The sequence below is a fragment of the Achromobacter sp. GQ309 genome, assembly GCF_059759315.1.
The window spans coordinates 300872-325769 of record NZ_JCAXDP010000007.1 but is presented as its reverse complement, the minus strand read 5'-3'; the positions used below and the strand labels follow the sequence as shown (position 1 = coordinate 325769).

The 24898-nt window shown below is 63.6% G+C and carries 20 protein-coding genes, 1 tRNA gene and 1 pseudogene; 20 read left to right on the top strand and 2 right to left on the bottom strand.

Going from position 1 to position 24898, the window contains the following annotated elements; translation table 11 throughout:
* Positions 1-7 precede the first annotated feature (7 nt).
* The 19 genes and pseudogenes from AC6CIE_RS22635 to AC6CIE_RS22545 form a co-directional block, all read left to right on the top strand.
* Positions 8-1303 carry an adenylosuccinate synthase gene (locus AC6CIE_RS22635; RefSeq protein ID WP_175125027.1) on the top strand — a complete coding sequence of 432 codons (1296 nt, stop codon included), beginning with the start codon at positions 8-10 and terminating at the stop codon, positions 1301-1303.
* Between the two features lie 81 nt (positions 1304-1384).
* Entirely contained in the window at positions 1385-1927 is a 543-nt protein-coding gene (locus tag AC6CIE_RS22630) for a phosphoribosyltransferase (RefSeq protein WP_056315724.1), read from the top strand.
* Positions 1928-2184: 257 nt separating this feature from the next.
* Positions 2185-2397 carry a 30S ribosomal protein S21 gene (gene rpsU, locus AC6CIE_RS22625; protein WP_006218592.1) on the top strand — a complete coding sequence of 71 codons (213 nt, stop codon included), beginning with the start codon at positions 2185-2187 and terminating at the stop codon, positions 2395-2397.
* Positions 2398-2416: 19 nt separating this feature from the next.
* The gene (gene dnaG, locus AC6CIE_RS22620) at positions 2417-4498 is read left to right on the top strand and encodes a DNA primase (protein WP_239214609.1); all 2082 of its coding nucleotides are present in this window, start codon (positions 2417-2419) and stop codon (positions 4496-4498) included.
* 694 nt (positions 4499-5192) lie between these two features.
* Positions 5193-7460 (top strand): RNA polymerase sigma factor RpoD, encoded by a 2268-nt coding sequence (gene rpoD, locus AC6CIE_RS22615; protein ID WP_175139236.1) that lies wholly within the window; start codon positions 5193-5195, stop codon positions 7458-7460.
* 7 nt (positions 7461-7467) lie between these two features.
* Positions 7468-7546 (top strand) — tRNA-Ile (locus AC6CIE_RS22610).
* A 162-nt stretch (positions 7547-7708) separates the two neighbouring features.
* Positions 7709-7927: a hypothetical protein gene (locus AC6CIE_RS22605; protein ID WP_498094105.1), complete on the top strand. Its 219-nt coding sequence runs from the start codon at positions 7709-7711 to the stop codon at positions 7925-7927.
* Between the two features lie 46 nt (positions 7928-7973).
* A complete protein-coding gene (locus AC6CIE_RS22600) occupies positions 7974-8744 on the top strand; it encodes a hypothetical protein (protein ID WP_498094103.1) in 771 nt (256 codons plus the stop codon).
* A gap of 1364 nt (positions 8745-10108) precedes the next feature.
* Entirely contained in the window at positions 10109-12679 is a 2571-nt protein-coding gene (locus tag AC6CIE_RS22595; RefSeq protein WP_498094101.1) for an autotransporter family protein, read from the top strand.
* 361 nt (positions 12680-13040) lie between these two features.
* A complete protein-coding gene (locus tag AC6CIE_RS22590; RefSeq protein ID WP_056315734.1) occupies positions 13041-13307 on the top strand; it encodes a hypothetical protein in 267 nt (88 codons plus the stop codon).
* A 14-nt stretch (positions 13308-13321) separates the two neighbouring features.
* Positions 13322-14725, top strand: coding sequence for a pilus assembly protein TadG-related protein (locus tag AC6CIE_RS22585; RefSeq protein WP_498094099.1), 1404 nt, complete (start codon positions 13322-13324; stop codon positions 14723-14725).
* On the top strand, positions 14722-15339 hold the full coding sequence (locus tag AC6CIE_RS22580) for a TadE/TadG family type IV pilus assembly protein (RefSeq protein ID WP_498094097.1): 618 nt from the start codon (positions 14722-14724) through the stop codon (positions 15337-15339). The genes AC6CIE_RS22585 and AC6CIE_RS22580 overlap by 4 nt, the downstream gene beginning before the upstream one ends.
* Positions 15336-16037, top strand: coding sequence for a hypothetical protein (locus AC6CIE_RS22575; protein WP_279974585.1), 702 nt, complete (start codon positions 15336-15338; stop codon positions 16035-16037). Before AC6CIE_RS22580 ends, AC6CIE_RS22575 begins: the two co-directional genes overlap by 4 nt.
* Positions 16034-16837, top strand: a complete 804-nt coding sequence (gene cpaB / locus AC6CIE_RS22570) for a Flp pilus assembly protein CpaB (RefSeq protein ID WP_498094095.1) — start codon at positions 16034-16036, stop codon at positions 16835-16837. Before AC6CIE_RS22575 ends, cpaB begins: the two co-directional genes overlap by 4 nt.
* Positions 16834-18201: a type II and III secretion system protein family protein gene (locus AC6CIE_RS22565; RefSeq protein WP_498094093.1), complete on the top strand. Its 1368-nt coding sequence runs from the start codon at positions 16834-16836 to the stop codon at positions 18199-18201. The genes cpaB and AC6CIE_RS22565 overlap by 4 nt, the downstream gene beginning before the upstream one ends.
* Entirely contained in the window at positions 18201-19889 is a 1689-nt protein-coding gene (locus AC6CIE_RS22560; RefSeq protein WP_498094178.1) for a TadA family conjugal transfer-associated ATPase, read from the top strand. Before AC6CIE_RS22565 ends, AC6CIE_RS22560 begins: the two co-directional genes overlap by 1 nt.
* Positions 19886-20731, top strand: a complete 846-nt coding sequence (locus AC6CIE_RS22555; protein WP_498094091.1) for a type II secretion system F family protein — start codon at positions 19886-19888, stop codon at positions 20729-20731. The genes AC6CIE_RS22560 and AC6CIE_RS22555 overlap by 4 nt, the downstream gene beginning before the upstream one ends.
* An 11-nt stretch (positions 20732-20742) precedes the next feature.
* Positions 20743-21615 (top strand): type II secretion system F family protein, encoded by an 873-nt coding sequence (locus tag AC6CIE_RS22550; protein ID WP_498094089.1) that lies wholly within the window; start codon positions 20743-20745, stop codon positions 21613-21615.
* Positions 21612-21845 (top strand): annotated as a pseudogene (locus tag AC6CIE_RS22545) (DUF192 domain-containing protein); the annotation flags it as partial. The gene AC6CIE_RS22550 and the pseudogene AC6CIE_RS22545, both read left to right, overlap by 4 nt.
* A gap of 6 nt (positions 21846-21851) precedes the next feature.
* Here AC6CIE_RS22545 and AC6CIE_RS22540 read toward each other — a convergent pair.
* Entirely contained in the window at positions 21852-22655 is an 804-nt protein-coding gene (locus tag AC6CIE_RS22540; protein ID WP_224776787.1) for a BPSS1780 family membrane protein, read from the bottom strand.
* 63 nt (positions 22656-22718) lie between these two features.
* A complete protein-coding gene (locus AC6CIE_RS22535) occupies positions 22719-23687 on the bottom strand; it encodes a homoserine kinase (protein WP_175125013.1) in 969 nt (322 codons plus the stop codon).
* A gap of 217 nt (positions 23688-23904) precedes the next feature.
* Between AC6CIE_RS22535 and dusA the strand changes: the two genes are divergently transcribed.
* Complete coding sequence (dusA, locus tag AC6CIE_RS22530) at positions 23905-24885, top strand: tRNA dihydrouridine(20/20a) synthase DusA (RefSeq protein ID WP_498094176.1); 981 nt, start codon at positions 23905-23907, stop codon at positions 24883-24885.
* Positions 24886-24898 lie beyond the last annotated feature (13 nt).

Here is a 24898-nt window from a genome sequence, read left to right as displayed (position 1 = left end):
TCGTATCATGAGCAAGAACGTAGTCGTAATCGGCACCCAATGGGGTGACGAGGGCAAGGGCAAGATCGTCGACTGGCTGGCGGAATCCGTCCAGGGCGTGGTCCGCTTCCAGGGCGGTCACAATGCCGGCCATACGCTGTGGATCAATGGCAAGAAGACGATTCTTCGCCTGATCCCGTCGGGCATCATGCACCCCGGCGTCACCTGCTTCATCGGCAATGGCGTCGTGCTGTCCCCGGAAGCCCTGCTCAAGGAAATCGAAGAGCTGGAGGCCGCCGGCCTGGATGTGCGTTCGCGCCTGCAGATCTCCGAAATCTGCCCGCTGATCCTGCCGTACCACGTCGCCATCGACAAGGCGCGTGAAGCACGCAAGGGCGAGGGCAAGATCGGCACCACCGGTCGCGGCATCGGCCCGGCCTACGAAGACAAGGTCGCCCGCCGTGCCCTGCGCGTGCAAGATCTCTTCAATCCTTCGCTGTTCGACGAAAAGCTCGCCGAAGTGCTGGATTACCACAACTTCGTGCTGACCAAGTACCTGGGCGCGGAAGCCGTTTCGGCCAACGAAGTCCGCGATCAAGCCATGGCGCTCGCACCGGCCATCGCCCCGATGGTCAAGGATGTCTCCAGCAACCTGTACGCCATGCAGCAGGAAGGCAAGCGCCTCCTGTTCGAAGGCGCACAAGGGGCGTTGCTGGACGTCGATCACGGCACGTACCCCTTCGTCACCAGCAGCAACTGCGTGGCAGGTGCGGCCTCGGCCGGCGCCGGCGTGGGTCCCCAGCAACTGGATTACGTCCTGGGCATCACCAAGGCGTACACCACGCGCGTCGGCTCCGGCCCGTTCCCCACGGAACTGGTCGACGAGATCGGCACCCGCCTGGCCACCATCGGCAAGGAATTCGGTTCGGTCACGGGCCGTCCGCGCCGCTGCGGCTGGTTCGACGGCGCGGCGCTGAAGCGTTCGGTCCGTCTGAACGGCATTTCCGGTCTGTGCATCACCAAGCTGGACGTGCTGGACGGCCTGGAAACCATCCAGTTGGGCGTCGGTTATCGCGTCAATGGTGAATTCCGCGACGTGCTGCCCTATGGCGCGCACGCCGTGGCGCAGGCGCAACCGGTGCTCGAAGAGCTGCCCGGCTGGAGCGAGTCCACCGTCGGCATCACCGAATACGCCAAGCTGCCCGCCGCGGCCCGCCGCTATCTCGAGCGCGTGGCGGAAGTCTGCGGTGTGCCGATCGACCTGGTGTCCACCGGTCCGGACCGCAACGAGACCATTGTTTTGCGTCATCCCCTGAAGGGCTGACATCGGGTTATTATTCCCAAGGCCGCCGCCGGTCATACCGGCGGCGGCCTTTTCGTATTTTTGTGCAGGAGATGCTTGCCTATGAGCACGCCGACCAGTGACGATAGCCATCTGTGGGTAACGTGGGACGATTACAACCGCTTGATCGAGCGCCTTACTTTGCAGGTGCATCAGTCGGGCTGGAAGTTTGACAAGATTCTTTGCCTGGCGCGCGGCGGTATGCGTGTAGGCGACGTCATGTCGCGCATTTTTGACGTGCCGCTGGGCATTCTTGCCACCAGCAGCTATCGCGAGGCAGCCGGCACCAAGCAAGGCGACATGGATATCGCCCAGTTCATCACCATCACCCGCGGCACGCTTTCCGGCCGGGTGTTGCTGGTGGACGACATGGTTGATACCGGCAAGACGTTCAACAAGGTGTTCGATCACCTGAAGAGCCAGTTCGCCGACATCACCGAATTGCGCAGCGCCGTGCTGTGGTGGAAGGGGCATTCCCTGGCAACGCCCGACTATTACGTCGAGAAGCTTCCCACGAATCCCTGGATTCACCAGCCGTTTGAAGATTACGACAGCTTGCGTCCCCATCAGCTGGAAGCCTGGATCCGCAAGGGTTCCCAGAGCTGATTGCTGGCGGGGCAGGGACGGGGTGCTGGCCGCAGTCGAGCGCTGGCAGTAGGCAAACCGTCCTTACCCATGCTAGAATCGCTGGTTATCGCTAAACCGAACTTGGCTTGTTACTCTCTGGGTAGTCTTTGGGTAACGGAAACAGCCAGCTCAAACCCGGGCGAAAGCGTGCCCGGGTTGCGCTTTCAAGGCGTTGCTGGAAAAGCAAGCCAGGTTTGTCATCAACTTTGTTACCCTACAAGCAGGCCAATTACTTTATGCCTATCGTTCGACTGAAGGAAAACGAACCGTTTGAAGCCGCTCTGCGCCGCTTCAAGCGCACCATCGAAAAGACCGGTTTGCTCACCGAACTGCGCTCGCGCGAGTTCTATGAGAAGCCCACCGCCGAGCGCAAGCGCAAGCATGCCGCCGCCGTGAAGCGCCACTACAAGCGCATCCGTAGCCAACAACTGCCCCCGCGCCTGTATTGATTTCTGATTCCCGAATCTATTGATTCCAGAATCATTCATCCAGGATTTGCTCGCCCGAGTCGACGTCGTCGACGTTGTCGGGCGATATGTGCAGTTGCGAAAGGGTGGGGCCAACTTGCTTGGCCTGTGCCCCTTTCATAACGAAAAAAGCCCCTCGTTCACTGTCAGCCCCACCAAGCAGTTCTATCACTGCTTCGGATGTGGTGCACACGGCAGCGCCATCACCTTCTTGATGGAACATACGGGCGCCAGTTTCCCCGACGCCGTGCGCACGCTCGCGGCGTCGGCGGGAATGACGGTCCCCGAAGAAAACCGCAGTCCCCGCCAGCAGCAGGAATCGGCGCGCCGCAAGGCCGAAGAGTCCCGCCATACGCAGGTGCTCGATGCGGCCCAAGCCCATTACCTGAAACAGTTGCGTGCTTCTCCCGCGGCCGTCCGCTATTTGAAGCAGCGCGGTCTGACCGGCGAAATTGCTGCGCATTTTGGATTGGGTTGGTCCGGTACGGACCGCCACGGTTTGTCCCAGGTCTTTCCCAACTACGAGGACCCCACGCTCGTGGAGTCCGGACTTGTCATCGAGTCCGAAGACGGGCGCCGCTACGACCGCTTCCGCGAGCGGGTGATGTTTCCGATCCGCAACGCGCGCGGCAGTCTCATCGGATTTGGCGGCCGGATCATCGGCAAAGGCGAGCCCAAGTACCTGAACTCGCCCGAGACGCCCTTGTTTTCAAAAGGGCAGGAGCTCTACGGCCTGTGGGAGGCGCGCCAAGCCATCCGGCAGGAAGGTCAGGTCATCGTCGTCGAAGGCTACATGGACGTGGTCGGGCTGGCGCAGCAGGGCATCGCCAATGCCGTCGCCACGCTGGGCACCGCCACCACCCCGGATCACGTCAAGAAGCTGCTGCGGTCCAGCGACAAAGTCATCTTCAGCTTCGACGGCGACAAGGCCGGGCGGCGTGCAGCCTGGCGCGCGCTGCAGGCCTGTCTGCCGGTGCTCAGGGACGATATCGCGATCCGCTTTCTGTTCCTTCCGGCCGAGCATGATCCCGATTCGTATGTGCGCGAATTGGGGGCCGAAGCATTCCGTGCCTGTCTGGGCGATGCCGTGGCGCTGTCCCGGTTCCTCCTGGACGAGCTTGCATCGCACCACAACATGAACGAAGCCGAAGGCCGCGCCAGTTGCCTTCACGAGGCCAAGCCGCTGTTGTCGGCAATTCCCGAATGTGCGCTGCGCGTGCAGATCGAACGGGAAATGGCCAAGCTGGTTCAGCTGACGCCCGAGGAAATGGCGCAGGTCTTGGCGCAGCAACCCGCCAAACCGTTCGCACCCGGCCCGCGGCCAGCGCCCGGCGCGGGTGAAGCCGGAATGCCTTCGGGTAGCGAGCCCGGTCATGACGGCGGTCCGCCCGACATGGGCTACGACTTCGGCAACCACGACTTCAGCGACATTCCGGCAGACGAGTCGGACTTCACCGATTACGGCCAGTACGCCTCGCACGGAGACGAGCCGAGCGGCGGCGCGGGCGGCTGGCAACAAGGCGGCAAGCAGGAATGGAAGGGCAAAAGCGACTGGAAAGGTAAGGGCGACTGGAAGGGCAAGGGCGATTGGAAAGGTGGCAAGGGCAACTGGAAAGGCCGGCGCGACAACGACGTTGGCGGCTTCGAGGGGCGCCGCACCATGCCGTCCCTGGCCAAGCGGCTGTTGAGTCTGCTGCTTGCCCATCCCGAACTGGTGGACTCCATGGGCGACCAGCAGCTTGAAGTCATCGACCATGGCCCCCATCTAGGATTGGTACGGGACCTGATCATGCTGGCGCAAACCAGCGGTGCGCGCCATGTCGGTGCGTTACTGGAGGCCGCTGAGCCGGACTCGGACCTGGCCACTGTCTTGAAAGGGTTGCGGGCGGACATCCTCGCTCAGGAAGACCTGCCTGATCCCCAGACCGAATGGGACGACGCCTTGCGGCGAATCGAATTCGATTCGGCGAAAACGGAAATGGCCAAGCTGGCCGCTTCAGGGCTTGCTTCGGAAGAGGCGCGCAAACGCTATCTGGAGCTGTCTAGCCGTATGACGGTCTTGAAAGGTGCTGGGTTGCGCTAAATACGCTAAAATCAAAGGTTTTCCGCTCATGCGGGGCACCCAAGTGCGCTGGTCAAGGCTTACCGCCATTGCCAGTTGCGGCCCGACTGTTGCATGATCGACAAAATTGAAGGTCGGTATGGAAGTTGATTGTTCGCCATACCGATACAGCAGTAGCAGGAACGTGAAATGTAGTTGGCATCGGAATCTATTCCGGATGCCGGAATCTAATACTTATTGTGCCAATTGGACGAGAGCGGCAAGCCGCTCGGGCACCCGGTAGTTGAACGCTTCAAAAAATCCGGATGCGTGTGTCTGAATTGTTACATGGTTAATTAATATAGCTGAGCGGTGGATCAAAAGCAGTTCAGCGGCGGTCATTCCGCGTGGCGTTAGTGGTTCGGGTGCTGTGTATACCTAGCTGCTTGGGGCAATGGCCCGATAAGCGAGCAAAGCCTATTTATAGGCAGGCAGCCCCCCCAACGTCCGGAATCCGCCGGTGAATGAGGTCATGCACGTCTTGCGCCAGAACGGTAAAGCACCCTGTACGGCGCCAGAAGGGCTCGAAAGAGCCGGTGCTGCGAACAACGCAGCCGCGTGAACTCCGCCGATCCACCAGATTTACCCGTATTCCAAGCCGCCCCGGGTCCGTACCCGGCGCGGCGTTATGCGGTGCAACATGCCCAAACGGGTTGCGACGACCACGGAAGCGACTATGACCAAATCCACCGGCAAATCCTCCTCTGCAATTGATGCGGCCGAAACCCAGGCTGTGGCGCCCAAGCGCGCCGTCAGCATGGCCGCGGAAAAAGCGCCCGCCAAGACGGCGGTGAAGGTCGCCAAGCCCGCTGTCAAGACGGCCGCCAAAAAGGCAGCCAAGACGGCCGTTGCCGCGGACAAGCCTGAAAAGGTGACGAAGGCCCGCGCCAAGAAGGCCGAAGACAAGCTTGCCGACCTGGTCGGCAGCGCACGCCCCGCACCGAGCGGTCGCCGTCCGGGCCGCCCCGCCAAGAACGCCAACAACGACTCCGATGGTTTCGACGATCCGATGGACGGCGAAGGCGAAGTCCTGCCCGACCTGAAGCCGCCGAAGCGCGGCGGCAAACGTGGCAAGGCCGATCCCAAGGATCTGATCGCCCGCGGTCCCGTCACGCCGGAAGAATACGAAGCGCGCCGCAATCGCCTGAAGCAGCTGATCAAGCTGGGCAAGGACCGCGGCTACCTGACGTACGGCGAAATCAACGACCATCTGCCCGACGATCTGGTCGACGCGGAAGCCATCGACGGCATCATCAGCACCTTCAGCGACATGGGTATCGCGGTCTATGACCAGGCGCCAGATGCCGAAACCCTGTTGATGAGCGAAAACGCGCCGGTGGCGTCCAACGACGACGACGTCGAAGACGAAGCCGAAGCCGCGCTCACGACCGTGGACTCCGATTTCGGCCGCACCACCGACCCGGTCCGCATGTACATGCGCGAAATGGGCTCGGTCGAGCTGCTGACCCGCGAAGGCGAAATCGAAATCGCCAAGCGCATCGAAGACGGCCTGAAGCACATGGTCATGGCCATCTCGGCCTGCCCGACCACCATCAACGAAATCCTGGCCCACATCACCCGCGTGCGTGAAGGCCAGGCGCAGATCGACGAAGTCGTCGACGGCCTGGTCGATCCGGAAGACGGCGAAGAATACGCCGGCGCCGGTGTCACCGCGGACGAAGACGAAAGCGACGACGGCCCCGCCGGCGGCATGTCCAGCAAGCAGCTGGAAGACCTGCGCGTCAAGGCTCTGGCCAAGTTCGACGAGGTCAACAAGCAGTTCGACAAGATGCGCCTGTCGTACGAGAAGGACGGCTACAAGTCGGACATCTACGTGCGCGCCCAGGAATCCATCCAGAACGAACTGATGGGCATCCGCTTCACCGCCAAGATGGTGGAAAAGCTGGCCGACACGCTGCGCAACCAGGTTGAAGAAGTCCGTCAGCTTGAGCGCGCTGTCCTGCATACGTGTGTGGACCGGGCCGGCATGCCGCGCCTGCACTTCATCAAGGTGTTCCCCGGCAACGAAACGAACCTGCAGTGGGTCGTCGACGAAGTGGCCGCTGGCCATCCGTACGCCGAAACGCTGGAGCGCCAGATTCCCGCCGTGCAGGAACTGCAGCAAAAGCTGATCGACCTGCAAACGCGCGTCGTGCTGCCGTTGAAGGACCTGAAGGACGTCAACAAGCGCATGGCCACCGGCGAAGCCAAGGCTCGCAAGGCCAAGCGCGAAATGACCGAAGCCAACCTGCGTCTGGTGATCTCGATCGCCAAGAAGTACACGAACCGTGGCCTGCAGTTCCTGGATCTGATCCAGGAAGGCAACATTGGCCTGATGAAGGCCGTGGACAAGTTCGAATACCGTCGCGGCTACAAGTTCTCGACCTACGCAACGTGGTGGATCCGTCAGGCCATCACGCGCTCCATCGCCGACCAGGCACGCACCATCCGTATTCCGGTTCACATGATCGAAACGATCAACAAGATGAACCGCATCAGCCGTCAGATTCTGCAGGAAACCGGCGCTGAGCCGGATCCCGCGACGCTGGCGCAGAAGATGGACATGCCCGAGGACAAAATCCGCAAGATCCTGAAGATCGCCAAGGAACCGATCTCCATGGAAACGCCCATCGGTGACGACGACGATTCGCACCTGGGTGATTTCATCGAAGACACGTCCACGCTGGCGCCTTCGGATGCAGCGCTGCATGGTTCGATGCGCGACGTGGTCAAGGAAGTGCTAGACTCTCTGACCCCGCGTGAAGCCAAGGTCCTGCGCATGCGTTTCGGTATCGAAATGAGCACCGACCAGACCCTGGAAGAAGTGGGCAAGCAGTTCGACGTCACGCGCGAGCGCATCCGCCAAATAGAGGCTAAAGCGCTGCGCAAGCTGCGTCACCCCAGCCGGGCCGACAAGCTGAAGAGCTTCCTGGAAGGGCAGTAAATTTCCTGGGCCTCTAGCTCATGCCTGGTTAGAGCAGCGGACTCATAATCCGTTGGTGCCGAGTTCGACTCTCGGGGGGCCTACCAAGAATTGACGCGGGTTTGCATGAAGTTCATGCAGCCCGCGTTTTCTTTTGTGTGGGGAATTTTTTGCCAATCTGGCTGAGCGCAGTTTTGATGGCATTCGTGTTGTGGAGCTGAGCCCGCTGGACCGGGTCCAGCGCCACTTTGGGCAATATGGAGGTCGATGTGTCTTGGGAGGGCAAGCACAGGCCGATCCTGCACGACCAAGTCCAGGTGGTGGAGGCCATGCACTCGGCGCTGCCGTGGCAAGAGCGCATGATGATCATCGCCGAGTACCCGCAAAGGAACGCCAAGTTCGGCGGCCTGGATCCGAAAAGCCGGCGCAAGGCCGCGCGCGCTTGCATCGCCACTACGGCAGGCGTGGCGCTGATGGAAACCGAATAAAAACTGTACCTAAACTGTTCCGCGGCCAGGTCGAAAGGAGGCTGCCGTGAAGAACGCGAAGGAAGTGATTGACCTACTGGCCGTCTACCCTGGGCGATGGTTCGAGACGAAGCAGATCATCAACCATGTGGACGCGAGGGCCGACACTCGGCAGCGCGCGGTCCTGCGCACCGGAGTCCGGCGTGTCTTAGTCGCACAGGAAGAGTGCGTGCAGATCAGCAGCACCAGAGACGACGCCAGCGCCCGCGTGCACGCCGAGTATTGGTGGCCCGTCCTAACATCGGTTCCTGGTAAATACTTTCAACAATCATCACTATACGCGCGGGGCTCTTGCGCCCTGAAGAACCGACGCTCCGAGCGAAAGCCGGCGCTTTCGTTTGATCCTTCGCATGGACTTTGCTGTACGCGACAGCAATACTTTTCCTGGCTTGCAATGCCGCAATCCAACCATCAGGAGAAGCACATGCTGATTGAAGGCTTTTGGAAGGTGGATTTCGCTGCGTCTATCCCTGGCGCTGGTGGTGTCGTCGTGCTGGAGAATGGAACTATCCGCGGCGGCGATAACCAGATGATCTATAGCGGCTCATACAGTTTGTCTGGATCCGATCCTAACGCCAAGATGAGCATGACGGGCGAACTCTCGGTGCGCGCGTACGTAGACGGCGCAAACAGTGTGTTCAACACGGGGTCCCGGCCGTTTACCCTGAAGCTGAATGGCACCACCGATGGTTCGTCATTCCGCCTTACTGGTGCCTCGCCGGTCGGAGGACAAGGAATCGTCATCGCCGGCAAGTTCATCGCGCCGCTGAACTTCTAAGACAGCCGCATTATCTTTGAGCCGCCTCTGGGCGGCTTTTTTGTTTCCAGAGAGCGGGGCTAGAGAAAACCATCCACCGTCGCGCTGCTGAGTACGTGCGGAGTGATCGCTTGGAACATTTACGGCGCAAACCAGTACCGCGACGCCGACGACGCCAGACTGGCGGAAATCGAGAAGCGCCAGGCGGCCATCTAGCGCGCCTGACAGGAGGAAAGAGACCGTGCTGATGCCAAATACCGCAGCGCCGTCCTGGCGTGACAACAAGCTGAGTCGAAGCTGACTCAAGCGGAGCGCGATCGTGATGCCGCGTTCGCTCCGAGTTGGCGGGTTGCTCAAGCAGTTTAATGGCCGGCGGACCGGGACACCAACGCCGTCGGCGGACCTGATGGCGCCGGCCCCGATTGGATCGGCCTATTTGGAGGTGTCTCGGCCAAGTTCAAAGCCTCGGACGACGACTTGGCGAGGTGGGAAAGGATGTTGCAGGATGGGCTGATCAGATGAACGGGCTTCAGGATTACGCGAGGGCCATCGGGGCTACCAAGTAGCATTCGCTCATGCGATGATGACCACGACAGCGCCGGGTAGGCGCTACTGCGTGCGAGGTTCCCCGATGAGCGATACCCCGAAGGATGGCAATACCCAGCGGCCAACCCCGCCTCAAGATCCCGAGCGGCCGGTAACTCCTCAGCCCAAGGACGCGCCAGACGCGCCGCGTCGCATGCGGTGGCCGGCCGATTTCCCAGCCAAGCATTGACCTCTACTTTTCCACGGTGCCCTTAGATCTAGCTGGGCGCGTCTGGTTACGCTTCACGAACAGAAATATCGAAATCCTTTCCCATAGTTCGCAAGGCCGCTGAGATCGTGTCGATCCTCGTGGAGTGCCCAAGATTGACGATGCGGGTGACATCTTGAGGAAGGGTGTCAAGCGGCGTGCCAGCTCGGCGGGTGTGTTGCGCTGAGCCAGCATCTCATTTAGCAGAAGTACCTTCGCCCACACGCTCGGGGGAGGGGAATGAGTACTCCAGCGTCTCCAGGGGTGGACGGAAGAGGAACGGGTCCGCGGTGGCCACTGTGACGACGAGCTTTTCGGAAGGCTACGAAAGAAACCTGAGCAATCAGGTACCGCAGCCGCCAGCAATGGCGGCTGTTTTGTTTTTGGCGTCCAGGCGTACGAGAAGGCTCAATGACCGCGCATCGTTGACCGTTCCGTATTGGTAACCCCGCGTAACACTTCCTCGTCCAAAAGGACTATTCCTCAATAATCCTCGAAACCGCCCACGGCTGTGGGCGATGAGGGGAGGGCCCATCCGCCCCGTCCGATGTTTGGCATGTGCTGATACCGAAGCCCGATCGGAGGAAGTTTCATGAAAAACAACGCTCTGCACGCCGGTGTGCTTTCTCGCTCGTCGCTGCTCCCTCTCCTGGCATTTCCTTGGCTATCGGCCGCTCAGATCACCATCGAGGGCGGGCAGACGGTATCCGTCCCGGGCACGCAGGCCTCCCCCTGGAACATAAATACTTCTCTCCTTGTCGGTAACGCGGGAACCGGCACGCTGAATGTGTTGAGTGGCGGCCTGGTGAGCAGCCCCGACGCTTATCTGGGGGGTATTTCCGGCGGCGCCGGCTTGGTCTCGGTGACCGGACCGAACGCGCGATGGGAGGTGTCCTTCAACGGTTTAAGCATGCTGAATGTAGGGTGGAGTGCGGCAGGGACGCTGACGGTTGCCGGTGGCGGCGTGGTCCAGAGTCAGCGCGCCACCCTCGGGGAATTCGACGATGGCGTAGGCGTTGTGACCGTCACTGGTGCGGGCTCGCAATGGATAAACAATCAGCTGCTCTTCATCGGGATGTCGGGTGTGGGGAGTTTGAACATCGCCGACGGCGGCTATGTTTCGACGGGTTCAGGCTCCATTGGCGTCTTTGGCGGCAAAGGAGCGGCGACGGTTAGCGGGGCCAATTCTCAGTGGCTTTCCGCCTCGCCCATTCAGATTGGCTCGTTCGGAAGTGGCAGCCTGACGATCTCCGAAGGCGGGAAGGTGATCGCTCCCGGCGCGTTGATAGGCTCGACAGCTTCCGGGATCGGCAAGCTTGTCATCGGCAGCGATGCGGGCACTGCGCCGGTCGCGCCTGGCACGCTGGAAACCACGCGCGTTTCATTTGGCCCGGGCGACAGCCGTGTGATTTTCAATCACACGTCTTCCAGTTATGAGTTCGATGCGACGATCAACAATGGCGCCAACAATGCCGCGGGGTCCAATACTGGATTGGTCGGCGGCGGGCGGCTCGAAGCGATGGAGGGGCGCACGATCCTGAATGCGGAACACGGGGACTTTACGGGTGTCGCGCGAATAGGCGGCGCGGGCATTCTTCAGGTCAATCGCGATCTGTCGGGCGCGTCGATGCAGATTCTTACGGGCGGTACGTTGGAAGGGCGCGGACGGGTGGGCAGTGTCGTCAACGCAGGCACCGTATCGCCCGGGGCATCGTTGGGCACGCTGACCATCAGCGGAAACTACACGGGTAGCAGCGGTTCGTTGCTGCAACTGGAGACGGTGCTTGGCAATGATGCGTCGCCCGCTGACAAACTGGTTGTGACAGGCAATGTTGCGGGCAATACCGCTGTCAAAGTCACCAACCTGAGTGGCAGCGGGGCGCAGACGGTAAACGGCATTCGAGTTATAGAGGTCGGCGGCGCGTCGCCCGCAAATGCCTTCACCCTTCAGGGCGATTACCGGGCCGAAAACGGTCAGCAAGCCGTGATCGCCGGCGCGTATGCGTACACGCTTGAACAGGGCGGAAGCGAGACGCCCGCGGACGGTCACTGGTACCTCGTATCCGAGTTCAGGGAGCCCGGGACGGCTCCCGAACCGGAACCAGGGCCCGGACCCATTCCGGAACCCGAACCCGGGCCTGGCGCACCGGTGGAGGAAATTCCCGGCATGCCCGAAGAGGGGCCGCGCTATCAGCCTGGCATACCGCTTTTCGAGCAGTATCCCCAGGTGCTCGCTTCCCTCAATACGGTGCCGACGTTGCAGCAACGCATCGGAAACCGGTTCTGGCGAACTGACGGTCAACTGCCCGCAGCCGGAGAAAAATACGGGGGGTGGGCTCGCATCCAAGGCTCCACCAGTTCAATGAACCCGGCACAGTCGGCGACGAAGTCGAGCCGGGATATCGATCTGTGGAAGTTGCAAACCGGCATTGACGTCGTGGCGAACCGCCGGCCGGATGGGTCGATGCTGGTGGCCGGCGTGAATCTTTCCCATGGCAACGCGTCCGCCGATATCGCGTCTCCGTATGGCCGGGGCAAGATCGACACGACCGGCACGGGCGTGGGCGCCAGCCTGACGTGGTACGGGGCCAGCGGGTTCTACGTGGATGGACAATTGCAGGCCATGTGGTTCGACAGCGATATCTCGTCGCGCACGATCGGGCGTGATGAGGTGAAGGGCAACAACGGAAACGGCGTCGCCATCTCGGTGGAGACGGGCTATCGCTATGACATCGGCAAGGGGTTCTCGCTGACTCCGCAGGCGCAGTTGATTCGGTCTCGCGTGGACTTCGACAGTTTCACGGACCCGTTCGGCGCGAAGGTGCGGCTTGACGATGGCGACAGTCTGACCGGACGTTTAGGCGTGTCGCTCGACTATGAACCTGAATCTTCTGGTGCAAGGGGCGCGGCGGGGCGAACGCATGTGTACGCCATCGCGAATCTCTATAACGAGTTCATGAATGGCACAAACGTCAACGTGGCTGGCGTGTCTTTTAGAAGCCGGGATGAGCGTCTGTGGGCCGAGCTTGGCGTCGGTGGAACCTATCTGTGGAACAAGGGGCGCTACGGTGTGTATGGCAACCTGAGCGTAGCCGGCGCCACCAACAACATGAGCGACAACCATTCCGTGGGCGGCATGATCGGATTTCGCGTGCAATGGTAGGGACCGTCCAAGGCTCGTACGCGAAAGGGCAATAGCTCCCGCGAATAGCAAAGCCCCGCCAGCAGACCCCCCAAATTGAAGAGCGCCCCAGCTCAAGATGAGTCTGAGGCGCTCCTGCCCGGCTTCGCACGCGATGGGTGTCAGACAGCCCGGCAACTCAAATCTACTGCTGGCAATCCGGCCCGGCAATAGGGGAAACCCTTGCGATAAACGGGGTTGAATCATCTTCTTCTCCAGGTTCCCCGACGGGCGCGCGCGTCAAGATGCGGGGGCGAATTTGTCCGTCTCGGCATCCACGAATTGTCCGCCGACCGCGGGCTGGCGACACTGGCCTCCACGTTCATTGCACGGGAGAGCAGACATGTGGGGGCATCGAAAACGCCAGTTGGGCCAAGGTATGACCGAGTACATTGTCGTGGTGGCGCTGGTCGCCGTCGCGGCAATCGCGGTCTATCAGTATTTCGGACAAGTGGTGCGTTCGCAGACGGCAGCGATGGCCCGCGAGCTGGCCGGCGAAGATGGCAGCACGCAATCCAAAGCCGCGCAGCAGGCGGCCCAGAAGGCCGCCGCGCAGACCAAGGCGCGGTCGCTCAAGTCATTTACCGGCAATGCCGAGATCGCGAATTGAGGGCGCATCCCATCATGTTCGCCGATCAACAGCGCGGCCAAGCCCTGGTCTTGGGTATCGTCATTGCGGCCGTCGGTGCGGCGTCGCTGGTGGTCCTGTACAACTTTGGCCAGACCATCGAGGCTCGAAGCCGCCTCACCCATGCGGCCGACGCGGCCGCCTATAGCGGCGCGCTGGTTCAGGCGCGCGCACTCAATGCCATTGCCTACGTGAATCGCAGTCAGATCGCGCATCAGGTTGCCATGGCACATCTGGTGACGTTGGGGGCGTCCGCGCACTATCTCGATGCGATGCAATCGCAGCGCCAGCGAGGCAATCCGCCGGCCAGCCTGATCGCCATGCTTTTCGGACCCGACGCCGGGGCGGCCTATCAGGGCGCGCGGGGGCCTTCGAATGCCGAAGGCCGGCTCGCCTCTGCTTTCGCGCAACACGATCGCGTCGTGCATCAGGTGCTGGAAATGGCGGCGCGAGAGATTGTGGGTGACCTTACGGCATCACGGGATCGTGCAATGCGTGAGGTGCTGGCTGCCAACTATCCGGCGATCGGTGAGATCAACGCTGGCGGGGCGTCCGCTGCTGCGTCGCCAATTGATCTGAGACTGCTGACCGACGGGTGGCCTGGCTACACGGAGCGCCACGCCGCGACGCGCAAGGCCGGCTTGCGCCCTGCAACGGAAGACGCGGTGGCTCGCTATGGGTTCCTGGATCGCCGCAACGACACACGTCGCAATCCTTGGGCCGTCAGCTCACGTTGTCCCTTGCATCGGCACGAGCTCAGGCGGCGCGGTTCGACGTGGCTGGGACCGGACGGCCATTGGGGCGCGTTGGACACGCAGTCCTACCACGCGCTGCGCTCGAACCGCTGGATCGGCTGCTATTTTCGCGAGTACGCGATGGGATGGGGAACCGTGCAGGGCGAAAAAAGCCGTGCCCCAGACGACGTGGAATATGTCGAGGATCCGCCCGCGGACTTTTCGCAGGAGGACTTCTGGCGGTGGGTCGAGCACGCCACCTCGTGGAACATCTTTGACGGGGCCACCAATCCGATGGCGAACTCCTACGCCATGGCGTCGACCCGGCGCTGGCCGGGGCGCGGACTGCCGGCGTATCGGGAAGTCGCGTCGAAGCGTCTTGCTGAGCCCTTACGGTTTGCCATTGCGGTCAGCCTGGATTCCTCCGTCGTTAAAACCACGGATGCCGACAGTGCCGTCACCGCGCCAAATGGTCAGTTTCGCTACACCGCATTGGGGCGGACCGGCGCCGTCACGGTCAGCACGGCGGCCGAGACGCACTTTGCGCGGCCGGAACGGCCCGCCGACGGCAGGTCGGAACTGGCCACGCTCTTTCGGCCCTATTGGCAGGCTCGCCTGTCCGCGCTTACGCAGCAGGAAGCCGTGCAGGCCGGGAGGCTTCGATGAAGAGGCGCGGGTCAACCGAACGCGGGCAGGCGGTGGTCGAGGCGTTGCTGATGTTGCCGCTGATGGCAGTGCTGCTCTGGGCGGTCTCCGATATCGGCGCCATGCAGTTCTCGGCGCAGCGCACCACGCAAGCCAGCCGGCAGGCTGCCATGGCGGTGGCCTTGGGGCAGTCGGCGGCAACGCTGCGTGCGCCGTCAGGAATGGTCCTGACTGACGCGGCCCAGAGTTGGCCGGGGAACGCCGCGGCCGGCGCCGCGGCGTTGCAGAACGACTGGTTCGGCGGGGCAATGCAGTTGTTGTCCGTGCGGACCCGTTCGCTGCCGCTTCCGGGGAACGCCATGTTTGGATTGCCGATCTCGCGTCACATCAGTATCGCAAGCGGAGCGGGCTATGCGCATGGCGACGCCGACGCGCAACGACGCGTGGGCGCATCGTCGGCAGGGTGGTTGCAGGCCGGCCGCACGTCGCTGGCCGAGGCCGAGCGCATGCAGCGTCAAGTCAGCAAGGTCGAGGTCCCATGGGGGCGGCCTGCGTTATCGCTGGATTGGCTTTCGGCGTGGCATGACGTGGTGCCGAATGATCGGCTTGGCAAGCGTGCGGAGGACGGAAGATGAATCGGGCACGAACGTTTCCCAAGCGGTGGGGCATGTGGCGCCGCGTTGGTTTGCTCGCTGTCGGCGTTGGCCTGTGCGGTGGATTGTTGCTGCCTCAGCGCGCCAGTGCGTCAGCGGGCGTCCTCAGTCTTGAGGGCCTGCGATTGCCCGCGGGGGCTGTGCGCGAGCGCCTGGCGGACCGGATGTGGCTGCACGGGATGCCGGCGCAGGTATGGGTGCTCGATGTGCCCCAAAGCCCGTCGGCCGTAGCCAAAACGCTGGCTGCCCAGCAGCCTGCATTGGCAGATCTGCACGTGCTGCCCGGACAACTCGTCTTGTCCGGCCGCGTCGGCAATGACCGCTGGGTTGCGCAATTGGAAAGTGCTGGAATGGACCGTACTGTCGGCAGCCTTTCGGCGATCAGTGTTCGTGCAGCTCCCACCGCGCAGTTGCCCGGGTGGCTGCCGAAGGGCGCGCGCGTCAAATCGGATGTCGCCGTGATGGAGTCCGGCGTCAAGGTTTCCGACCGCATCTGGCAGTACGCGGTGCCGCCGCAAAAACTGGCCGAACTCCTCGATGCCGGAATGCGGCGGGCGGGATGGGTTCAGCAGGGCGATGGCGCCGATCAATGGTGGGCGCGTGAACGCGAGCGGATGAAGCTGTGGTTGGTGCCTTTGGACGGCGGCAGCGGGCTGCGTGCACTGGGGTGGGCGCCATGAATCCCTGGATCATTCGCGGCGCCGCGCGGCTGCGCCGTACCGGCGTATACGGATTGGCCGTGCTGGCAGGACTGGTGGCCGCCTGGGCCGTGCGGGAACACGTCCAGCAGCGCGTCCAGGCGCTGGAGGCCGAGGCGCACACGCCGTCGGTCAGTCGCTTGGTGGCTGCTTATGACCTGCCGGCCGGCACGCTACTCGAAGAGGTGCACCTTGCTGTGCGCCAGATTCCGCAGCCCTGGGCGCCGGGGGCCAGTGTGGATCCCCTTGAGGTCGGCAGCGTGATCGGCGCCACGCTTCTTGCTGAAGTCGCGCATGGCGAACCCCTGCTCAGAAGTTTCATGACCTTCGAAGCGCCGCAGCCCTCGCTGGCGGCGCGGCTCCGAGCGGGGCAGCGCGCTCTCACGGTTGCCGCCACGGATCTCGGCGGGCTGGCGGACATGCTGAAGGGCGGCGACGCGATCGACATCTATGTGACCTTCAATCACCGCCAACGCGAGCTCACCGTGCCGGTGCTGCAGAGCATGCGCGTCCTGACCGTCGGGGGCGAGGACGGCGCTGGCAACATCACCTTGGCGGCGACGCTCGATGAAGCCATGCGGTTCATCGCCGCGCGGCAGGCTGGGGTGTTGACTGCAATGTTGCGTCATCGCGATGACGCAGCATCCGTGAACCCCGCCGCGCAAAGCGATCTGGCTTCGCTTATCGGACTGGACGCTGAACCCAAGCCCGCGCCGGGCGTTGCCATTCTTTATGGCGATCGCCTGGACGCGTGGGCAAGCATCGACTCGGAGGGGCCATGACGCCAATAAGAGCTTTCCTGGTCTTCGTGCTGTGCCTGGTTTGCCACCCCGCATGGTCTGACACCCAGACATTGGAACTGCAGGTCGGCGAGACCCGCGTGTTGCCGCACCCTGGCGTGAGGCGGGTGGCCATCGGCAATAGCCAGGTGGTCAACGCCGTGGCTGCCGAAGGGCGCGAGATCGTGGTGTTCGCAAGGGCGGAAGGCGTGTCGTCCGTGCATGTCTGGGCAGGCCGCGATCGCATCGCGGCCTACGAGCTGCGCGTGGTGGCCGCCGGTACGCCGCGCTTGCGCGAAGAGGTTCTTAGCCTGCTCTCCCGCATTCCGGGTGCGCGAAGCTCGAGCGTGGGCGGCCGCATTTTGATCGAAGGCGACGATCTGTCCGACGATGACCGCTCGCGCATCGCGGCGCTGGCGGACCGGTATCCGGAGGTCGTGGATTTCACGGGACAGGTCGGGTGGGACCGCATGGTGCTGCTGGACGTGCAGGTGGTCGAAATTCCCACGTCGCGGCTGCAGGAGTTTGGCGTGCGCTGGGATGGCCTGACGCAGGGGGGCGTCAATGCAGGATTGGCGTGGGATGGCGGATCTCGTGGCCGCATGACCCGGCCGGGCGAGCAGATCATCGAGACGGCGGCACCGGTCTCGTCGGCCGCGGGTTACTTCGGCGTCAACGCGTTGCTGTCGGCACGTATTGCCGCGCTGGCGCAAACCGGAGAAGCGGTCATGCTCGCGCAACCGCAGCTTCTTGCCCGAAGCGGCGCGAGCGCGACCTTTCTTGCAGGCGGGGAAGTGCCTTACGCTTCCACCGATGCGCAAGGCAATCCCACCACGCTATTCAAACCCTATGGCGTGTCGCTGAACATCACGCCTCGGATCGACCGCAACGGCGTCATCCGGTCGCTCATCGAAGTGGAGGCCAGTTCAGTCGACACCTCGCTAAGCCTTCCGGGCGGCCCGGCGCTGCGGACACGCCGCGCGTCCACCGAGTTCAATGTGCGTTCCGGCAACACGCTTGTCATCGGCGGCTTTCTCTCGCGCGAGCAGGGCTCCGACGTCAGCGGCTTGCCGGGTCTGCGGAACATCCCGATCCTGGGCGCGTTGTTTTCCTCTACCCGCTATCAGCGCCGCGAGACCGAACTGGCTATCTTCGTGACGCCAAAGATCGTGTCGCAGGGCGAGCCCGCCATGGCGGATCGCGTTCGGCGCGGACGCGAGATGCTTGAGTCGACGTTTCCGGATCCTCCCCAACTGGGAACGGCGGTGCCTTCCGATGCGGCTGGGTGGGATCCCTACGCGGGCGCCGGCTCGCAATGGGTCACGCGTTCGGCGGGTGCAGGTTCGACATTGGCGAAAGGGCCGTGATGCTCAATATTGAACTGACCTTTGAGGACGCCGCGCAGCAGCAGCTCAAGCTGCCCGCGCCGGTGCTGATTGGAAGGGGCGCTGATTGCGCGTTGCGGATTCCAACCTGGAGGATCGGCCGGCAACATGCCCGGCTGGTTTGCGAAGCAGACGTCATCGTCCTGGAAGACCTGGGTACGCTGGCGGGTACGATGGTCAACGGCGTCAGGGTGGTGCGGCACGCGCCGGTGCTGCCTCACGACGAGATCCTTATCGGGCCTTGCAGGCTACGCGTGTCGAGGCTTGCGCCCCAGGCAGCCGATCGCGTCGACACTCCGGATGCCGCGCCTCGGGGCGCCGCGCAATCCGGACAACCTCCAACGTACGATGCTGTTTGCGTCCCGGCGGCGGCTTCGCCGGCCCCCGCTCATCGGTTGCACGACCGCCGCCGCCTCCATGCGGCCCTGCTGAACGCGTTGGACCTGCGCCGGCGCGATGTGGCCGGGATGAGCGATGGCATGCTCCGCGCCGAGGCCGAGCGTCTTTTGATGCAGATCGTGGCCACGGACGCCGAACTTCCGTCGCAAGCTGACAAGGCGGCGCTCTGCCGCGAGGTGCTGGATGAAGCGGTGGGGCTCGGGCCGCTGGAACCGTTGCTCGCTGCGCCGGATATCACGGAAATCATGGTCAACCGCTACGACGAAATTTACGTCGAGCGTGCGGGCCGCCTGTGGCGCGAACCGGCTGCGTTCACCAGCGAGCAATCGGTGCGCTGGGTGATCGAACGCATCGTGACCCCATTGGGACGCCGCATCGATGAAAGTTCTCCGATGGTGGATGCGCGGCTGCCCGATGGGTCACGGGTGCACGCCATCATTCCGCCCGTGGCGATGAAGGGCGCCAGCCTGACCATCCGGAAGTTTCCGCAGCGGCGGCCGCAGATGCCAGACCTGATTGCGCTGGGCGCGCTGAGCGACCCGATGGCACGATTTCTGTCGCTATGCGTCAGGATGCGCAAGAACCTGGTCGTGTCGGGCGGTACGGGTTCCGGCAAGACGACGCTGCTGAACATCCTGTCGAACGAGATTCCTGACGGCGAGCGCGTGGTCACGATTGAAGACGCGGCGGAGTTGCGGCTGCACCATGCGCATCTGGTCGCGCTGGAGGCGCGGCCGGCAAACCAGGAAGGCAGGGGCCGAGTCGACATCCGGGAACTCGTGCGCAACGCGTTGCGTATGCGGCCGGACCGCATCGTGGTGGGCGAGTGCCGGGGCGCCGAGGCGTTCGACATGCTGACGGCCATGAATACGGGCCATGAAGGCTCCCTGACCACACTGCACGCCAATTCTCCACGGGACGCCTTGGCCCGGTTGGAATCCATGATTTTGATGGCGGGGCTGGACCTGCCGCTGTCGGCGGTCCGCGAACACATTGCCGCCAGTGTGGACGTGGTCGTGCAGCAGGCGCGGTTGTCGGATGGACGCCGGGTCATCACCGCGATCGTTGAAGTGGCAGGCATGGAAAGCGGCCGCATTCAGTTGCAGGACCTGTTCGGCTTTGATCGAGCCCATGGGTTTCGCGGATGCGGCGCGCTACCTGGATTCGCGCAGGAATGGGGGGACAAGGGCGTAAGCCTGGATACCGCATGGTTTTCGGACTCGGCGGGCCGGGTGCCTGACTTCGGCGCTTTTGCGCAGGGCTTGCCATGATCTGGCTTGCGGCAGCGGCCGCCATGGTGTGCGCCGGGTTGCTGGCGTGGCGTGCGCAGAACTGGTTTGCGCCGGCGCTTCGGCGCTACCGCGAGGTCTACACCCAGGACGCGAGCGTGCGCTTGAGCGAAGTGTTTTTGTTCATCGACCCGCGCCAATTGTGGGTGGGCGCAGTTGGCTGCGGTGTAGCGGCCGCGGTCGCCGCGTTCACGGCCACCGGCAGCGCGCTGGCGGCGGTCTTGTTCGCTCTCCCGTCGGCGCGGCTGCCACGAATGGTTGTAGAAGGTTTGCGGCGACGGCGTGCGCGACGCTTTGAAGCGCAATTGCCCATGGCGCTGTTGATGCTGGCATCCGCGTTGCGGGCCGGCGTGGCCATGACGACCGGTTTGCGCCATGTCGTGGAACAGAGCAGCGCACCGCTCGCTCAGGAGTTCGGTCTGATGCTACGGGAACAGCGTCTGGGCGTGCCGTGGGACGTTGCGCTGGACAACCTGCAGGTCAGGATGCCGGCTGACTCGACCTCGCTGGTGGTGGCGGCAATGCGCATCGCGGCAAAGACCGGCGGCAATCTGGCGGAAGCCCTGGAAAGCATCGCGCAGACATTGCGTGTCCGCCTTCAATTGCAGGCAAAGCTGCTGGCGTTGACGTCCCAGGGGCGGCTGCAGGCATGGATCGTGGGCGCATTGCCTTTGCTGCTGCTGGCGGTGCTCGACCGGTTGGAGCCGGAAATCATGGGATTGTTGTGGCATACGCCGATGGGGTGGGGCGTGCTGGCCATCGTGGCGGTGCTGGAGACGGCCGGCGTGCTGCTGATCCGGCGAATCATGCGGATTGATATCTGAGCGGGGGCGGGATGTGGCTATACCTGAGCATGTCCGCGACGGCGGCCGGGACGGCCTGGCTTGCGTGGGTGCTGTTGAGACCGTTGTTGAAGGCGGAACAGAATGCGGCGCGCGCCATGCCGTGGTGGTGGCGCGTCGCATGGCCCTGGATCGCCGCGGTGGCGCCGTTGGCGGGTCGGCTCTGCTCGTGGCGGTGGCGGCTACGGCTGGACCAGGCAATAGAACGGGCGGCGTTGCCGCGGGAAGTCGGGTATGCGCACATCGCGGCGTTGTGCGCTAGCGCGGCTATCGCTGCCGGCGGCATGGCCGCCGCCGGAGCGCTTGCGCTGGCGCCGCCGGGCGACGCGGCGCTGCTGCCCTGGGCGCTGGCGTGTGCGCTGGCCGCCGGCATGGCGCCGGCGTTGTGGTTGAAGGGGCTGGGTGCGCAGCGATGCCGCGCCATCGAACGGGATCTGCCCTTCGTGTTCGACATGATGACGCTGTGCGTCGAAGCGGGCTTGAGCGTGCAGGGCGCGCTGCAATTGGCTGCACAAAGCGGTCCGCCGGGTGTGCTGCGCGACGCGCTCACGGATGCCCTGACAGAAATGCGGGCGGGCGTGTCCAGAACCGTGGCGATCAAGACATTGGCCGAGCGCAGCAACAGCGCGCTGGCGCGAAACTGGGCGGCGGCTCTGGCGCAGGCGGAGGCGCTTGGGGCCAGCCTGGGGCCGGTCTTGCGCGCGCAAGCGGCGCAATGCCGCAGCGATCGCCACACGAGGGCCGAGCAACTGGCGATGCAGGCGCCGGTGAAGATGCTGCTGCCGTTGATCGGCTGCATCTTTCCGTGCACGTTCATCGTGCTGGCGTTTCCGATTGCGGTTCAGTTGTTGCAGAGCGTGCAATGAGCCGCCCCACGCCATTATGCGAAGGGCGCTTGCGGTTGCTGACCGTGAAGCGGTGGTGTGGGCGTATGCGTGGGTTGCTGGGGCGGGCCCCGCCGGGGCCGCGGGCAGGCGTGCTACTGACTCCCTGCGCCGCGGTGCATACGTTCGGCATGCGTTACGCCATCGACGTGGCGTTTATCGGCCGGGACGGCCGGGTGGTGGGATTGCGCCGGGCGCTTGCGCCGTGGCGGGTGACGCTATGCCTGCGCGCCGTTGCCGTTGTCGAGATGCGTGCCGGGGTTATTGATGCCGAACACGGAGGTATAGGCCGGATAGAAGCTGCAGTACAGGACGCCGCCCGCCGCGATGTTGAACGGAATCTGCAGCGTGCCGGCAAATTGGGGCGATAAACCGACGGCAACCAGCAATCCGGCGCACAGGTCGATGAACAGGAACACCATGATCCAGCAAACGCCATACACCATGAACGGCAGCTTGTTGCGCCAGCACGCGATGCCGGAGAAGAACAGGGCTTGCGTCAGGCGCAGGCCGTGCCAGGCCACCAGCACGGGTGCGTGCCAGAACAGCGCCGCGATCACCACGTAGCAAATTGCGAACAGCATCAGCGGCATGGCCATGGCCGACAGGATTGGCTCCATGCTCTTTTCGACCGAGGCGATGCGCATGCCTTCCATCATCGAATCGGAAAAGGGCAGGAAGATGGCCAGGCCTGTCACCAGGCAAAGGCCGGCATACAGCAGACCCATCAGGAACAGCTTGCGGAACACGCCGGGCTGCTTGAGCGGCTTGCCCCACATGGACGGCAGCATGACGCGGTCGGCCTCGACGTGCTTGCACGCGGACAGCGTCATCAGGGTGATGATGGGCATCAGGGCCACGACCAGCATCGGGCCGACCGGCGGCGTTGCCGATGCAAAGACGACGAGCAGGCTGATCGCCATGGCCCAGGTGAACATGGCCAGGGGTTGTTTGCGGAACAGACGGAATCCGTCGCGGACCCAAAGCCAGCCGGACGTCGCGGGTAGAAATGCTGCTTGCATGGCTCTCTAGAGGGGAGGTCTCTCAAATAGGGGATGCTGTTCCCATTATGGGGGGCGTAGCGGTTACGGCAAGACGGGCAGTTCCGAGCGGTGGCGCGCTTGCAACACTCTTTCGAAGTGGCGTGGGTCGTGCGGCTTGAGCGTCTGCGCCGGGCGGGGCAGGAAGAAGTCATACAACCGGGACAGCCAGAAACGCAGGGCTGCCGCTCGCAGCATCTGGGGCCAGACTTCGCGCTCGGCGTCCGTGAAGGGGCGCACCGCCGCGTAGGCAGCCAGCCAGGATTGCACCAGCTCGGGGATGAATTCGCCGGTGTCGCGCTCGATGCACCAGTCGTTGACGCTGACGGCCACGTCGAACAGCCAGGTGTCGCAGCCCGCGAAATAGAAGTCGATGATGCCGCCCATGAGCGGATCCTCGAAGGTGCCGGCAAAAAGGACGTTGTCCCGGAACAGGTCGCAGTGGGCGGGGCCGGACTGCAAGGCCTGCCATGCGGGAGTCTGGATGGCGGCCTGCTGGGCGGCCAGTTCGGACGTCAGCAGTTCGGCCTGGGCGGGGCTGAGAAAGGGCAGGACCTTGGGCGCGGTTTCGAGCCACCACGACAGCCCGCGCAGGTTGGGCTGGTGGATCGGAAAGTCCTGCGCCGCGACGTGGGCGCGGGCGAGGGTGGCGCCGGCGAGCGCGCAGTGGGCGGGGCCGGGGGCCGGCTCGTACCCGCCGGGCAGGCGCGACACGATGGCGCACGGCTTGCCGTGCAGCGTGGTCAAGCGGGTGCCGTCGCGCAGCGTCTGCGGCTGCGGCACCGGGATGCCGCGTTCGGCCAGGTGATACATCAGCTCAATGTAGAAGGGCAGCTGCGCCTGCGTCAGCACCTCGAACAGCGTCAGGACATATTCGCCCCGCGTCGTGTACAGAAAATAGTTGGTGTTCTCGATACCCGCCGTAATGCCTCGAAGCGAGACGAACTCGCCCAGATCGAAATGCGCCAGCAGGGCGCGCGCGTCGTCATCGGATACGGGGGTGAATACGGCCATGGATCTTCGGTATGAGGGTTGAACGGACGCGCGCACGGGCGTGCAGGGTCGCGGCGCCGCAATTTTAGACCACATGGCGGGCGGCCTCGGGCAGCGGTTCCACGTGGGGCGCCGATCCCGGCGGGCACAATGTCGCCAAGCACCGTAAAATACCGCATCCCCTTGTTTTGTAGAGTGATTCTTGGACTCCCCCGACTGGCGGCTTTGCGTCGCCCCGATGATCGACGTCACTGACCGCCACTGCCGGTACTTTCACCGTCTGCTGGCGCCGCGCGCCCGTCTGTACACCGAAATGATCACCACCGGTGCGCTGCTGCACGGCAACGTGGCCCGCCACCTGGACTTTGACGAGGCCGAGCATCCCGTCGCCTTGCAATTGGGCGGCAGCGAGCCCGACGCATTGGCGCACGCCGCCAAGCTTGGCAAGCAATGGGGCTATGACGAAATCAACCTGAATTGCGGCTGCCCGTCCGAACGGGTCCAGAAGGGCGCCTTTGGCGCCTGCCTGATGGCCGAGCCGGCCCTGGTGGCCGACTGCATGAAGGCCATGCAGGACGCCGTGGACATTCCTGTCACGGTCAAGCATCGCCTGGGACTGGACTACGACGAATCCTATGAGTTCGTGCGCGATTTCGTGGGCAAGGTCTATGACACCGGTTGCCGCGTGTTCATCGCGCATGCGCGCAATGCCGTGCTCAAGGGCCTGTCGCCCAAGGACAACCGCGAGATCCCCCCGCTGCGCTACGACGTAGTTGCGCAATTGAAGCGCGATTTTCCGGATTGCACGTTCGTGCTCAATGGCGGTCTGGCCGATGCCGGGCAGTCCGTGCAGGCGGCCGGAGCCTTTGATGGGGTGATGCTGGGTCGCGCCGCGTGGCATACGCCGCGCGTGCTGTCTGAAGTGTCAATGCAGTTGTGGCCGTCGGTGCGGCTGCCCAGCGATGCGCAGGTCGTGGACGCGATGACGGAATACGCCGCGCGTCAGGTTGCCAAGGGCGTGCCGTTGCGGGTGATGACGCGTCCGATGCTGGGGCTGGTGAATGGCCAGTCAGGGGCGCGCCGGTGGCGCCGGATGTTGTCGGATCCGGCCCTCTTGACCGCGAACAACCCGGAACTGATCTACGACGCGTGGCGCAGCCAGCGGCATGCGCCGGGTGCGCGCGACGCGACGCGCGAGGCCGCGTCCGCCGGGATGTGAATACGCAGCCGGC

Excerpts from the sequence above, each read along its gene's own strand:
- AC6CIE_RS22635 (WP_175125027.1), top strand. The coding sequence starts at position 8 with ATGAGCAAGAACGTAGTCGTAATCGGCACCCAATGGGGTGACGAGGGC.
- AC6CIE_RS22630 (WP_056315724.1), top strand. The coding sequence starts at position 1,385 with ATGAGCACGCCGACCAGTGACGATAGCCATCTGTGGGTAACGTGGGAC.
- rpsU (WP_006218592.1), top strand. The coding sequence starts at position 2,185 with ATGCCTATCGTTCGACTGAAGGAAAACGAACCGTTTGAAGCCGCTCTG.
- rpoD (WP_175139236.1), top strand. The coding sequence starts at position 5,193 with ATGACCAAATCCACCGGCAAATCCTCCTCTGCAATTGATGCGGCCGAA.
- AC6CIE_RS22595 (WP_498094101.1), top strand. The coding sequence starts at position 10,109 with ATGAAAAACAACGCTCTGCACGCCGGTGTGCTTTCTCGCTCGTCGCTG.
- AC6CIE_RS22590 (WP_056315734.1), top strand. The coding sequence starts at position 13,041 with ATGTGGGGGCATCGAAAACGCCAGTTGGGCCAAGGTATGACCGAGTAC.
- AC6CIE_RS22585 (WP_498094099.1), top strand. The coding sequence starts at position 13,322 with ATGTTCGCCGATCAACAGCGCGGCCAAGCCCTGGTCTTGGGTATCGTC.
- AC6CIE_RS22580 (WP_498094097.1), top strand. The coding sequence starts at position 14,722 with ATGAAGAGGCGCGGGTCAACCGAACGCGGGCAGGCGGTGGTCGAGGCG.
- AC6CIE_RS22575 (WP_279974585.1), top strand. The coding sequence starts at position 15,336 with ATGAATCGGGCACGAACGTTTCCCAAGCGGTGGGGCATGTGGCGCCGC.
- cpaB (WP_498094095.1), top strand. The coding sequence starts at position 16,034 with ATGAATCCCTGGATCATTCGCGGCGCCGCGCGGCTGCGCCGTACCGGC.
- AC6CIE_RS22565 (WP_498094093.1), top strand. The coding sequence starts at position 16,834 with ATGACGCCAATAAGAGCTTTCCTGGTCTTCGTGCTGTGCCTGGTTTGC.
- AC6CIE_RS22560 (WP_498094178.1), top strand. The coding sequence starts at position 18,201 with ATGCTCAATATTGAACTGACCTTTGAGGACGCCGCGCAGCAGCAGCTC.
- AC6CIE_RS22555 (WP_498094091.1), top strand. The coding sequence starts at position 19,886 with ATGATCTGGCTTGCGGCAGCGGCCGCCATGGTGTGCGCCGGGTTGCTG.
- AC6CIE_RS22550 (WP_498094089.1), top strand. The coding sequence starts at position 20,743 with ATGTGGCTATACCTGAGCATGTCCGCGACGGCGGCCGGGACGGCCTGG.
- AC6CIE_RS22540 (WP_224776787.1), bottom strand. The coding sequence starts at position 22,655 with ATGCAAGCAGCATTTCTACCCGCGACGTCCGGCTGGCTTTGGGTCCGC.
- AC6CIE_RS22535 (WP_175125013.1), bottom strand. The coding sequence starts at position 23,687 with ATGGCCGTATTCACCCCCGTATCCGATGACGACGCGCGCGCCCTGCTG.
- dusA (WP_498094176.1), top strand. The coding sequence starts at position 23,905 with ATGATCGACGTCACTGACCGCCACTGCCGGTACTTTCACCGTCTGCTG.